The organism is Nesterenkonia xinjiangensis, from assembly GCF_013410745.1.
In the GTDB taxonomy this organism is placed as follows: domain Bacteria; phylum Actinomycetota; class Actinomycetes; order Actinomycetales; family Micrococcaceae; genus Nesterenkonia; species Nesterenkonia xinjiangensis.
The window spans coordinates 1,486,762-1,499,269 of the sequence record NZ_JACCFY010000001.1; the positions used below are offsets into that span (position 1 = coordinate 1,486,762).

The window sequence follows — 12,508 nt, forward strand, 5'->3', positions numbered from 1 at the left end:
GGATGGGACATCACAAAACGATAAGTTGATTATGAATGACCTCACGGATCGTTATGTCTAGCAGCTCGGTCCTCGCCAGATGCGCCGCCAGACACGACACGCCCCCGCTCAGCTGCGGCGGGCCTGACGCTCGCGGTGCTGGTCCCGGCTGGTCTGGGCATGGTCGACCACCAGGCGCCCCACCAGCTCTTCGTCTCGGGAGGCGAGCGCCTCGAACAGGCCGCGGTGCTCCTGGGTGACCACCAGCAGGTCGTCGTGCTGGCTGAGCATCCAGCGGACTCGGCTCTGGATGGTGCCCCACAGCTCCTGGAGGTGGGTGTTGTCGGCCAGCTCCACCACGGTGGAGTGGAAGGCAGCGGCCGAGCGGTGGGCGGTCACGGCGTCGCCGGCCTGGGCCGCGGCCTCTCCGTCGACGAGGACGCGTTCGAGTCGCGCAAGCCCGGCGGCGTCGTGGCGCCGGGCCGCCGACGTGAAGGCGAGAGTGTCCAGGGAGGTGCGCACCTCCTCAAGTTCGCGGACGTCCCTCTCGGTGAACTCGCGCACGATGGCCCAGGTCCTGGGACGAGGCGTGATGAGACCCTCGGCGGCCAGCAGGCGCAGGCCCTCCCGGACAGGCACGCGGCTCACGCCGAGCTCTGCGGCGAGATCGCGCTCGACGAGCCTGCTTCCGGGCGACCGTTCACCGTCGATGATCTGCTCGCGCAGCCGCGTGGCCACGCGCGTCGTCTCGGACTCTCTGTTCTCTGGCTCGGCCATGGGTCTCATTGTTCCACTCCCCGTCTGCGGAGCCCGTCTCCGGGATGCTCGCCTCCGCGCTGGTCGTGATCCCCTCTGACTCACCCGGCGGCGGCCCGTCGGGGAGCACCTCGTCGTCCAGGGAGTCGGGCGAGGACGCCCACCAGGCGACGACGGCCATGGCCAGGGCCAGCACGATCAGTCCGACCAGCGGCACGGTCCAGGTGGCAGTGCGCTCCAGGACCACCCCGATGGCCAACGGGCCGAGAGCGGCGAAGACGTAGCCGCCGGACTGTATGAAGCCCGAGGCACGGGCAGTGACCTCCGGGTCCCGGGTGCGAGCGGTGATCAGCGCCAGCGCCGAGGGGAAGGAGAATCCGCCGATCGCCAGGAAGATCGCCCACAGCCACGGCGTGGTGGTGGGAGCGACCAGCAGACCGGTGTAGCCGACGGCGGATATCAGCCCGTAGCCGATGAGCACGCTGCGCACATGCCACCGGCGCACCACGATCTGCGGGGCGATGAAGCCTCCCGGGATGCCTCCGGCGACGATGATCGCCACCATGGCGCCGGCAGCGACCGAGTCCAGGCCGGCGTCGCGGTAGATCCGGGCCAGCCAGCCGAAGTGCGTATAGGCGTGGAGGGACTGCAGCCCGAAGTAGAGCAACAGGATCCAGGCACCGGACGAGGCCGTGATGCGGCCGACGGCCCTGGAGGCGCCGTGGTTCTGGGTGGAGGCAGCCGGCACGCCGCCCAGGTGCCGCAGGGCGGCCCAGATGATGAGGGCGATGAGCGGCAGCCCCGCCCACACTCCCAGGCCCAGACGCCAGCCGCCGACGTGCTCGGCCAGGGGTGCGGTGAGCAGAGCCGGCACGGAGGCGCCGAGCCCCAACCCCACCATGAAGACGGTCACTGAGACTGCCTGGCGGTCAGGGAAACGCACTTTGGCAAAGACGGGGAGCACCACGTTTCCCATGGCCATGCCGGCGAGCGAGAGCGTGGTGAACCCCGCGAAGCCCCACCAGCTGTCCACCAGCACCCGCAGCCCCAGCCCGGTGCCGATGGCCGCCGCACAGATGGCCAGCGACCAGAACAGCCCCAGCCGGCGCAGCAGCAGGAAGGAGATCGCACCGAAGACCACGAAAGCGGCCCCGGGCAGCGCGGTGAGCAGCCCTGACTGCCACCCCTGGAGCGCGAAGGCCGCCTCGACGTCGGCCAGCACGGGGCCCAGCGACGTCGCGGCGGGGCGCAGACACACGGCCAGCAGCGCCAGGGCGAGGACGGCGAGGGCCGTCGCGCCCCGTCCGGGCTGCGCGTCAGTTCTCATGCCCGCCTCCTGATCCTGTCACCTCAATATCGTGCCACCCCTGTTTGGTATACCGTAATACCTGGACGTGATTTCTCCCACTCCCCCGGCAAGTCGCCCGAGACTGACTCTGTCAGCTCCACCGACGCCGTCGAGGCCCGATACCACCCGACCATCCAGGAGACTGCGGATGACCACCCGATTCACCGACGTCAGGCTCTTTCCGCGCACCCCCGACGAACCCGCCGTGGACCTCACCGTCCAGGACGGGCGCATCGCGGAGATCACCCCGGCCGGGACCACCCCCACCCCTGACGGCGCGGAGATCGTCGACGGCGGTGGCCGTGTGCTGCTTCCCGCCCTGGGAGACGTCCACTCCCACCTGGACTCGAACCGCCTCGGGCAGACCTTCCTGCCCCACACAGCGGACGGCACGCTGCACGGCTACATCATGAACGACCGCCGCAAGTGGCGCGACGGCGAGCGCAGCGTAGCCGACCAGGCCTCCTACGCGCTGGCACAGATCATCGCCTCCGGCGGGGTGCGCGTCCGTTCCCACGCCCAGGTGGACTCCGACTGCGGCCTGGAGCGGTTCCACGGAGTGCAGGAGGGGCTGTCCCGGTATGCCGACATCATCGACCATCAGATCGTGGCCTTTCCCCAGGCCGGCATCCAGCGGGAGGCCGGCGTCGTCGACCTGCTCGACCAGGCACTGGCCGAGGGCGGGGACCTGGTGGGCGGGTTGGACCCCGTCCTCTACGACCGTGACCCGGCCTCTCACCTCAACGTGGTGTTCGGGCTGTGCGAGAAGCACGGCGTGGGCGCGGACATCCATCTGCACGAGTCCGGCACCGCCGGCATCTTCTCGATGGAGGAGATCGCCCGCCGGACCCAGGAGCTGGGCCTGCAGGGCAAGGTGACCATCTCCCACGCCTTCGCCCTGCACACCAATCCGGAGAAGGAGGTGGCCCGCGTGGTGGAGCTGCTCGCCGAGGCAGGCGTCTCACTGACCACGGTTGCGCCCTCCATCGGCTCCCTGCCCCAGGGTCTGTTGCGCGAGCACCGGATGGCGATCGGCCTGGGCGAGGACGGGCAGCGCGACCACTGGAGCCCCTACGGCGACGGCGACCTGCTGCGCCGGACCTGGCAGCTGTCCTTCACCAACGGCTTCCGGCGAGACGCCGACGTCGAGGCCTGCGTGGACATCGCTTCCCGCGGCGGGGCGATGGTCATGGCCGGACAGCGCCCCGAGGGCGTGAGCCTGCTCGACGACGCCGAGTTCGGCCTCGCCGTCGGAGCGCCCGCCCATTTCATCCTGCTTCCGGCCGACACGGTCACCGCCGCCGTGATGGACTGCCCGACCGCACGAGACGTCTATTCCGCCGGCCGGCTGGTGGCCTCCGGCGGCGACCTGATCGGAGGAGTCCGCTGATGATCACCCGCATCCGCGCCCGCTTCGTCATCGGCTACGCCGACGGCGACCACTGCCTGATACCCGACGGCGAGCTCGTCCACGACGACGCCGAGATCCTCTTCGTGGGCCGCGACTGGCCCGGCACACCTGACCGGGAGATCGACGCCGGCCACGCCGTCATCTCCCCCGGCTTCATCGACCTCAACGCGCTGGCCGACATCGACCACGCCCTGTTCGACTGCTGGCCCGACGCCTCTCGGCTGCTGGGTCTGGCCTGGTCCGAGCAGTACCTGCACGATCACGGGCCGCGCTTCACTCGGGCCCAGGAGAAGTTCCGGCGCGAATTCGCGATCAGCCAGCTGATCCGCAACGGCATCACCACGATGATGCCGATCGCCGCCGAGACCTACAAGGAATGGTGTGAGGACTACCAGGACATGGCCGACACCGCTGAGGCGGTGGAGGCGCTGGGCATCCGTGCCTATTTGGGGCCCAGCTACCGGACCCATGTGCCCTACACCGACGGCACGCAGATGCTGCTGCACCGGGACGAGCGGAAGGGCCTGGAGGGACTGGACGACGCCGTGCGGTTCATCCAGGACTACGACGGCGCCGCAGGCGGGCTGATCCGCGGGGCGCTGCTGCCGGCACGCATCGAGACTCAGACGGAGCAGACGCTGCGGCTCACCCGGCAGGCGGCCGATGATCTGGACGTGCCGATCCGCCTGCACGCCGCCCAGGGGCTGCAGGAGAACCGGGAGATGATCGCCCGGACCGGGCACAGATCACTGCCGCACCTGGCAGAGATCGGCTTCCTCGGCGAGCGCACGTTCATTCCGCATGCCTGGACCCTCCCGGGACACCTGCACATGCCTGAGGAGCTCTGCCGACCCGAGCACGGGGCGGGCGGGGACAGCATCGATGATCTGGCGCTGCTGGCCGAGTCCGGGACCTCGGTGATCTTCTGCCCGATCCCCAGCGGGCACTACGGCTCCGCGATGGACAGCTACGAGTCCTACCGGAAGCGCGGAGTGCGGGTGGTGATCGGCACCGATTCGGCGCCGCCGAACATGATCCGAGCCCTGGATCTGGCGATGACCATGACCAAGACGCTGACCGGCCGAGGCCCAGCCGCCCAGCCGCATGACCTGTTCCGCTCGGCCACCTTGGATCCCGCTCGAGCACTCGGCCGGGAGGACCTCGGTCGGCTCGCCCCGGGTGCGCAGGCGGACTACTTCGTCATGGATCTGACCGGTACCCATGTGGGGCCCCATGCGGATCCGGTCCGCACCCTGGTGATGAACGGCGACGGCCGGGACATCACCCGCGTGGTGGTGGCCGGCCGGACGATCGTCGAGGACGGGGAGATCCTCACCGTCGACGACGGCGACTACCGGCCTCGCGCTCAGGAGTTCCTGGATCAGTACATCGCCTCCCACACGGTCAGCGACCATGCTGGGCGGAGCCTGGAGGAGCTGCAGCCCCCGAGCTTCCCCATCCGATGAGCCGGCGGGCGGCTGACGCAGCCGCGGACAGGGCCACCGGCAGCCCTCACCTTCTCACTCTGTGAAACGCCTCACAGCAGCTATTGACGTACATCACACTGCTCCTTATGGTTTTGGTATACCAATTCACGCGGGAGGCTTGAATGCAGACCACTGGGCACCACACCGAGGCGGCATCGGAGGCCGCCGCCGTCGACCCTCCGCACCAGAGGCACTCGCGCCGCTCCTGGATGTGGGCCATGGGACTCGGCGTCGGCGTCTCCGCCGCAGCCGTGCTGATCGGCACCTACGAGCTCACCATCGGCCTAGCCGCCATCGTGCTGTTCCCCCTGCTGTGGGCAGTGCTGATCGGCGCCGTCGTCGGACTCCAGCCCTGGCGCCCGGTCACCGGACCCACACGAGCCGTCAGCGAACTGCTGATCCGTGTCGGCATCGTCGTCTTCCTCGCCCTGCTGGGCACCGGCATCGGACCGTCCCTGCCGGACCTGGTGGACATCGGCCCCGCCATCGCCCTGCAGGAGCTGGGCAACGCGTTCGGCACCGTCATCATCGGCATCCCGGTGGCCGTAGCCATGGGCATGGGACGCGTGGCCATCGGCGCGACCTGGTCGGCCAACCGTGAGTCCTACCTGGCCTACGCGATCGACAAGTGGGGCGTCCGGGCGCCGGAATACCAGGGCGTGTTCGGCGTCTGGCTGCTGGGCACCGTCTTCGGTGCGGCCTTCATCTCACTGATCGCCGGCATCACCGGCGGCCTGGAGATCTTCGACCCGCGCGCTCTCGCCCTGGCCTGCGGCCTCGGCTCCGCGTCCATGATGCTCGGCGGCGCCGGCTCGCTGACCGTGCTCTACCCCGAGATGGCTGGCGAGATCATGGCCCTGGCCGCGATCTCCAACCTGGTCACCAACATCGTGGGCTTCTACATGGGTGTCTACGTGGTGCTGCCCTTCGCCCGTTGGTTCTACCGGGTCTGGGTGAAGATCCTCCGCAAGGAGGAGACCGACGCGCGCAGCATCGCCGCCGATCCGGTCCCCGTCGCGGAGGAGGGCTCCGCGCGGACGAAGAAGCCGCAGGACCCGCCTCCTCCGAAGACCATCGCCGCCTGGGTGGCCGCCTTCATCTTCACCGGCGTGGCCGGGCTGCTGATCAACTGGCAGGGCACCGGCGAGCTGAGCCTGACCGGCATCATCGGCATCACGATGGTCACCGGACTCTCTGTGCTGGCCTTCCTCCTGGCCCGCGTCGTGCGGGCGGTCCCGGCAAGCATCTGGGTGCTGGCCATGGCGACCCTGGCTTCCGCGCCGTTCTTCCCCGGTTCGGAGTTCCTGGTCGGGATGACCGAGAACCTCGACGTGCTGCTGGTGGGACTTCCGCAGATCGCCCTGCTGGGGCTGAGCCTGGGTCGCGACATCGACGGCCTGAAGAGGATGAGCTGGAAAGTCGTGCTGATCGGCTTCCTCACCTTGGCGTCCGCCTATCTCGCGGCCGCCGTCGTCGCGCAGCTCGTCCTCCCGGGAGTCTGACCCGACAGCAGGCCACCCCTCCCCTGACTCATCAGTCGCCCAGAGACATCGACTGGGCGATATGACCGGAGAGCGGGCCCTTCGGCCCGGGAGATCCCGTCATATCGCCCAGTCGATGTGTTGAGGGGGCGAGTCCTCGACTCAGAGATGAGTCTCGACGTCGGCGTCCTCGCGGAGGTCCTCGACGTGGGCCTGGGCGGCCTCATTCTGCTTCTGGGTGGTGAGCTCCTGCTCGAGCTCGTCACGCACTTCCTCGAACTCCGGCATCTCGGCCTCTTCACCCTCAGCGCCCTCAGGGGCCTGCTGGGCGGAAGCCTCGTCGTAGTAGTCGCGGAGCTCCTCCTCGGAGGGCTCCTCGACGTCGAGGTCCTCGAGCCGCTGGTCGATGAGCACCTGGTCGTGGGCATCCTCGCGGAGCTTCTCCTCGCTCATGCCCTGCTCCTCATAGGCCTGGATGAGGTCCTCCACAGACTCCATGCCGCCGGTCTCGGCGGTGGTCTCGAGCAGCTCCTCGACGTCGTCCTCACCGGCCTCGAAACCGGCGTCCTCGGCGTCCTGGATCAGCAGCTCGTTGGCGATCATGGACTCCAGGGACTGCTCCTTCAGCGCGTCCTCGTCCACCTCCTCGCCCGACATCTGGGACTGCATGGCCATCTGCTGGAACTGGTTCTCATAGAGGGTGGTGAACTCCTCACCGGAGAGCTCCTCCCCGTTGACCTCGGCGACCACCTCGGGGATGTCGGACGTGTCGGGCTCGGGCATCTCACCCTCGGGCCCAGCCTCTCCCTCGGCCCCGCCATCACCTTCGGCTCCCTGCTCAGCGTCGGCGGGGTTCTCCGTCTCGGCGCCATCCGCGCCCTCCTCGGGCGCATCGCCGCAGCCGGCGACACCGAGCAGCACGCCGGCCAGGGCAAAGCTTGTCAGCAGTTTCTTCGACATGACAAGCACCTCCTAATTCGTGGACGAGCGCGCAACGTAGCACACGGCCCACAACAGGAGGACCAGTCCTCGTACAGCTCGCGCTCAGGCCCAGAGCACCGCGACCACGCCCAGCACACCCAGCGCCAGGACGGCGCCGGTGGTGGAGAACACCGCGAGGACGTCGGCCTCCACCTGCTCGGCCTCCACTCCCAGGGACTGGCGCCGGTAGCGGACCCGCTGGGTGAAGTAGATGCCGGCCGCCACGGCCGCGCAGACCAGTGTCAGCAGCATCGTCCACAGGCCGTAGTGCGGCATCCAGCGCAGGAAGACGGCACCGACCAGGGCGAAGAGCATCATGGTGCGCCCCCAGGAGAGCACGGTCCGTTCCGGCTGGAGACCTGGGTCGCCGTGCAGCGCAGCGGTGGTCCGAGCCATCAGCTGAAGACCACCAGGAGGATCACCACCGCCATCGCCACCCCGGAGGCGAAGCTCAGCACCGGGATGATCAGCGGCATGGGCAGCGGGCGGCGGAGCCGCAGGCTGCGCTCCACATGCAGCCAGCGGGCGGCCGCACCGAGGCTGATCAGCAGCCCCACCCCGATGGTGAGGACCGAGATGATGGTCCGGTAAGGGTCCGCAAAGACGTCGGCGGCGAAGGCCTCGAGCGCGATCCCACCGGCCAGGAACGCCAGCGCGGTGCGGATCCAGGCCAGGAACGTCCGCTCATTGGCCAGGGTGAACCGAGGGTCGGGCTCCTCGCCCTGCGCCAGCAGCTTCGAGGCCACCCACCCGCGATCAGCAGACTCCGCCATACGCTCCTCCTCTGCGCCGATGCCGGCTCCTGTCACAACGCCACGAGTCTGCCATGTCGGCGGCTCTGCCGTTCCACCGTAGCCTCCGGAGCCCACACGAGGTTCAGCCTCCGCGGATGCGCCGGCCCCGGGCGACCAGCACCCCGGAGAGGACCACACAGCCGGTGTAGGTGCTGGCCGCAGCGATCCACCCGGCCTGGAATCCGCCGGTCGCGCCGATGAGCAGCCCCATCACCAAAGGGCCCAGGGTGAAGCCGGCGAACATCCCTGCCGTGGCGATCCCGCTGGCCGAGGCCATCCTCTCCGCAGGGATGCTGCGCAGCAGCGCCCCCATGATCACCACGGAGACCCCGAGCGCGGAGGCGCCATGCAGGGCGACAGCGAGCCAGAGCAGCACCGCCCAGCCGGTGATGCCGGCGGCCAGGAAGGTCCCGGCCCCGGTGAGCGCCATCATCGACAGCACCAGCAGCAGCTTCGGAGCGGAGGCGCCCATGGACATGACGCGGCCCCAGCCCACTCGTGCGGCCACGCCGATCGCTCCGGCCGCGGCAGCCGTCAGCCCTCCGGCCAGCAGGCTGAACTCCAGCTCTCGGACCGCGAAGAGCGGCAGGTACACGTTGGTGGCCTGCACCCCGAGACCGTTGAGGAAGCCGAAGAACGTCAACGCCCAGACGACCCCGGGCAATCGGGGGTGCGACATCGGCGTCGCGGACTCCTTCAGCGGGCCAGGCTCCGGCCCCGGCCCCGGCCCCGGCGACGTGTCCATCGTCCGGTCCGTGGCCGGCGACACGGCCAGCGGAGGGACCTGGCGCAGCACGTGCAGCGTGAGCGCCATCAGCCCCAGGGCGAGCAGCACGCCCAGCAGAGAGGCTCCGCGCCAGCCGATCCACACCGCCACTGCAGGGAAGGCCAGGCTGGCGGTGAGCTGGCTGGCCTGAACCCCGGACTGTTTGATGCCGGCCCAGCCGATCCGCCGCCGGGCAGGCACCCTCTGGAGCAGGATCCTGTTGGTCACCCCGTTGGGGAAGGACTGTGCGAGCCCGGAGATCCCGGCGGCCACCAGCACCAGCATGTAGCCGCCGGGGACCGCAGCCAGGCCCAGTGCGGCGGCGGCGAGCAGGAAGATCAGGCACATCAGCACCCGGTCGGACAGCCGGTCGGAGAGTCTTGCCAGGGACGCGTTGCCCACGGCCGCGGAGGCGAAACAGACGGTGGCGAAGAGCCCGAACTGGGCCTCGGTGATCCCCAGGTCGGCGATCACCAGGTCGCTGGTGGCGCTGAGTCCGTAGATCAGCACCGGCCCGATGCCCACGGCACCCAACAGGGCGGCCAGCAGTCCGGCCCCCGGGCCTCTGCCCTGCGGCGTTGCGCCGGCCTCCTGCTCGCGCCCGCTCATGCGCACCTCCTGAGACGTCTTCGCACCTGATCAGGGTACGCCGGGCCGCGTCAGGACGATCACTCAGACACCGCGGCGCCTCAGAACGGGTATCGGGCGATCTCCGGGCGCAGGGTCAGCCACTGGAGCTCTGTGAAGGACTCGATGTTCGCGGCCGCGCCTCCCACCCGGCTCCCGTTGCCCGAGTCGCCGACGCCGCCGAAGGGGGCATAGGCCTCATCGGAGACAGTCTGCTCGTTGATGTGGATCTTCCCGGAGGCGAGCTGGTCGGCGATCCGCATGGCCGCGCCGACGTCGCCCAGGATGGAGGCGGAGAGCCCGTAGGCGCTGCCGTTGGCCAGGGAGATGGCCTCCTCCTCGGTGCGGAACCGCATCACCGGGGCCACGGGCCCGAAGATCTCCTGCGCCCAGGCGGGGCTCTCCTCGGTCAGGTCGGTGAGCACTGTGGGACGGTAGAACGGTCCGTCATGGGTGCCGCCCGCCACCACGCGGCCGCCGCCGAGCACCGTCTCCTGGACGATGGAGTCCACCCGCTTGAGCTGGTTCTCATCGATGATCGGTCCCAGGGCCACCTGCTCCCGGGCCGGGTCGCCCACCGGCAGTCCGTCGGCCTTCGCGGCGAGCCGCTCCAGGTAGTCATCGTGGATGTCCTCATGGACCAGGTGCCGCCCAGTGGTCATGCAGATCTGCCCCTGGTGCATGAAGGAGCCGAAGGCCGCCGCGGAGACCGCCCTGTCCAAGTCCGCCTCGGGCAGCACGATCATCGCGTTGTTGCCGCCCAGCTCCAGATGCGGCCGCTTCAGCAGCCGGGCGCAGGTCTCCCCGATGCTGCGGCCGGCCTCCGTGGAACCGGTGAAGGCCACCACGCGCACCTCCGAGGCCTCGACGACGGCGGCTCCGGTCTCGCGGCCGCCGGGCAGCAGGTGCAGCAGTCCCTCGGGCAGTCCGGCCTCCTCGAAGATACGGGCCAGCACCACACCCCCGGAGACGGAGGTGCGCGGGTCGGGCTTGAGCAGCACGGCGTTGCCCAGCGCCAACGCCGGCGCCACGGACCGGATGGAGAGGATCAGCGGGAAGTTGAACGGCGCGATCACGGAGACCACCCCGGCGGGCCGGCGTCGGGCTTGGGACCAGCGGTCCTCGTCGGTGGCCAGCACCTCACCGTGCGGGTGGGTGGGCAGGGCGGCCGCCTCGTGGCACTCGTCGGCGGCGATCTTGGCCTCCAGCCCGCCCTTCGGCGGGATGGCGCCGGTCTCTGAGACGATCCAGGAGCGGATCTCCTCGGCGTGCTCCTCGAAGAGCCGTCCGGCCCGGCGCAGCACGGCGGCCCGCTCCCGAGGGGGTCGGGCGGCCCAGTCCTTCTGCGCCGCGGCGGCCGCGCGGGAGGCGGCGAGCACATCCTCCCGGGAGGCCGCCCCTACGGTGCCCAACGTCTCTCCGGTGGCAGGCTCCCGGACGGTGATCGTGCCGTCAGAGCCCTCCGTCCAGCGCGTGGAGTGGATCTTGCCCGTCCAGGTGGTGGAGTCCAGCAGCGTCATCGGTGCCTCTTTCGTGGTGGTCTGTCCGGTGGTGGGTTCTCTGGTGGTCAGGTGGTCAGACCTCGGCCCAGCCGGTGTACGAGTCGGCGAAGTAGGACTGCCCGTGGACTGATCCGGTGATGGCCTGGAACTCTCCGCGGCGTCGCTGGTGGGCGAAGGCGTCTTCACCGGGCCGGCGGTGCAGCAGGTTGGTGGCCCACCAGGAGAAGTTCTGGGCCTTCCACACCCGGTCCAGCGCCGTGGCAGAGTAGCGCCGCAACGGCGCGGTGAGGTCGGCAGGGCCACCTCCTGCCGAGCCGTCGCCACGGGCAGGCCCGCTCCGCAGGCCGGTGAGGAACTCCTCGATGCGCGGCACCAGGGCCCGCACGTCGGAGAAGGCGAGGTTGAGCCCCTTGGCACCGGTGGGCGGCACGGTGTGCCCGGCGTCGCCGGCCAAGACGAGCCGCCCGTAGGTCAGCGGGTCGCACACATAGGAGCGGAAGGGCAGCACCGTCTTGTCGATGATCCGTCCGCGTTTCAGCGCCACCACGTCCTCGCCACCAAGGACCTGCTGGATGTGCTCGAAGATGGCGTCGTCGCTCCAGTCCTCGGGGTCGGTGTCGGGGTCGCACTGGAAGTACATGCGGGTGATGTCCTCATTGCGCTGGGAGATCAGCGCGAAGCCGACTTCGGAGTTCGCATAGATCAGCTCTGGGGCGGTGGGCGGTGCCTCACAGAGGATCCCGAACCAGGCGAACGGATAGCTGGTGAAGTAGTCGGTGCGGACGTCGTCGGGGATGAGCTTCCGGCTCATGGACCGGGATCCGTCGGCGCCGACGATCAGCTCCGCCTCGATCCGCCGCGGCTCGCCGGCGGCATCCGCGAAGGTGATCGCCGGGGTGTCGCCCTCGAGCCCCTCGACGGCGACGCCGTCCACCTCCCAGTGGATCTCGCCGCCCTCGGCCTGCCAGGCGGTCGCCAGATCATGGAAGACCTCATTCTGCGGGTAGAGCCACACCGAACGGCCCACCAGGGCCTGGAAGTCGATGCGGTGCTGGACCCCGTCGAAGCTGAGCACCGTGCCCTCGTGCTCGTGACCCTCGGTCAGCACCCGGGAGCCGATCTCGGCGTCGACGAGCATGTCCACCGTGGGGGCCTCGAGGATGCCGGCCCGCTGAGTGGCACGGATGGTCTCCTGGCTGCGGCGTTCGACGACGGCGGCGCTGATCCCGCGGCGCTTGAGCAGCAGCGCCGTCATCAGGCCGGCTGGCCCGCCGCCCACGATGCCGACGTCGACTCGGCTGGTGTGCTCGGTCATCTGATCTCCTCCGGCGGCGTGACGGTCCTCCTGCACAAGTGTGTCGCCGGTCATGCGCCGA

Annotated in this window: 11 protein-coding genes; 3 read left to right on the forward strand and 8 right to left on the reverse strand. The window is 69.7% G+C overall.

The annotated features are described in order from the left end of the window. Window positions 1–108: 108 nt before the first annotated feature. Both HNR09_RS06770 and HNR09_RS06775 read right to left on the reverse strand, forming a co-directional pair. Window positions 109–756 (reverse strand): GntR family transcriptional regulator, encoded by a 648-nt coding sequence (locus HNR09_RS06770; RefSeq protein ID WP_179541346.1) that lies wholly within the window; start codon window positions 754–756, stop codon window positions 109–111. Then, window positions 680–2,062 (reverse strand): MFS transporter, encoded by a 1,383-nt coding sequence (locus tag HNR09_RS06775; protein ID WP_179541347.1) that lies wholly within the window; start codon window positions 2,060–2,062, stop codon window positions 680–682. The genes HNR09_RS06770 and HNR09_RS06775 overlap by 77 nt, the downstream gene beginning before the upstream one ends. Before the next feature lie 169 nt (window positions 2,063–2,231). Here HNR09_RS06775 and HNR09_RS06780 point away from each other — a divergent pair, with 169 nt between their 5' ends. The 3 genes from HNR09_RS06780 to HNR09_RS06790 all read left to right on the forward strand — a co-directional run bounded on the left by HNR09_RS06780 (window position 2,232) and on the right by HNR09_RS06790 (window position 6,483). Then, the gene (locus tag HNR09_RS06780; RefSeq protein WP_179541348.1) at window positions 2,232–3,473 is read left to right on the forward strand and encodes an amidohydrolase family protein; all 1,242 of its coding nucleotides are present in this window, start codon (window positions 2,232–2,234) and stop codon (window positions 3,471–3,473) included. Further along, on the forward strand, window positions 3,473–4,960 hold the full coding sequence (locus HNR09_RS06785) for a chlorohydrolase family protein (protein WP_179541349.1): 1,488 nt from the start codon (window positions 3,473–3,475) through the stop codon (window positions 4,958–4,960). The genes HNR09_RS06780 and HNR09_RS06785 overlap by 1 nt, the downstream gene beginning before the upstream one ends. 143 nt (window positions 4,961–5,103) lie before the next feature. Then, a complete protein-coding gene (locus tag HNR09_RS06790; protein WP_246348750.1) occupies window positions 5,104–6,483 on the forward strand; it encodes a DUF3100 domain-containing protein in 1,380 nt (459 codons plus the stop codon). 141 nt (window positions 6,484–6,624) lie between these two features. Here HNR09_RS06790 and HNR09_RS06795 read toward each other — a convergent pair whose 3' ends face one another. The 6 genes from HNR09_RS06795 to HNR09_RS06820 all read right to left on the reverse strand — a co-directional run bounded on the left by HNR09_RS06795 (window position 6,625) and on the right by HNR09_RS06820 (window position 12,447). Further along, window positions 6,625–7,422: a SurA N-terminal domain-containing protein gene (locus HNR09_RS06795; RefSeq protein ID WP_179541350.1), complete on the reverse strand. Its 798-nt coding sequence runs from the start codon at window positions 7,420–7,422 to the stop codon at window positions 6,625–6,627. Between the two features lie 84 nt (window positions 7,423–7,506). After that, window positions 7,507–7,839, reverse strand: coding sequence for a DUF202 domain-containing protein (locus HNR09_RS06800; RefSeq protein ID WP_179541351.1), 333 nt, complete (start codon window positions 7,837–7,839; stop codon window positions 7,507–7,509). Continuing rightward, window positions 7,839–8,216 carry a YidH family protein gene (locus tag HNR09_RS06805; protein ID WP_179541352.1) on the reverse strand — a complete coding sequence of 126 codons (378 nt, stop codon included), beginning with the start codon at window positions 8,214–8,216 and terminating at the stop codon, window positions 7,839–7,841. The genes HNR09_RS06800 and HNR09_RS06805 overlap by 1 nt, the downstream gene beginning before the upstream one ends. 103 nt (window positions 8,217–8,319) lie before the next feature. Then, entirely contained in the window at window positions 8,320–9,612 is a 1,293-nt protein-coding gene (locus tag HNR09_RS06810; protein WP_179541353.1) for an MFS transporter, read from the reverse strand. 80 nt (window positions 9,613–9,692) lie between these two features. Then, window positions 9,693–11,150, reverse strand: a complete 1,458-nt coding sequence (locus tag HNR09_RS06815) for a benzaldehyde dehydrogenase (RefSeq protein WP_179541354.1) — start codon at window positions 11,148–11,150, stop codon at window positions 9,693–9,695. A gap of 55 nt (window positions 11,151–11,205) precedes the next feature. Beyond that, window positions 11,206–12,447 carry a 4-hydroxybenzoate 3-monooxygenase gene (locus HNR09_RS06820; RefSeq protein ID WP_179541355.1) on the reverse strand — a complete coding sequence of 414 codons (1,242 nt, stop codon included), beginning with the start codon at window positions 12,445–12,447 and terminating at the stop codon, window positions 11,206–11,208. Window positions 12,448–12,508: the final 61 nt, after the last annotated feature.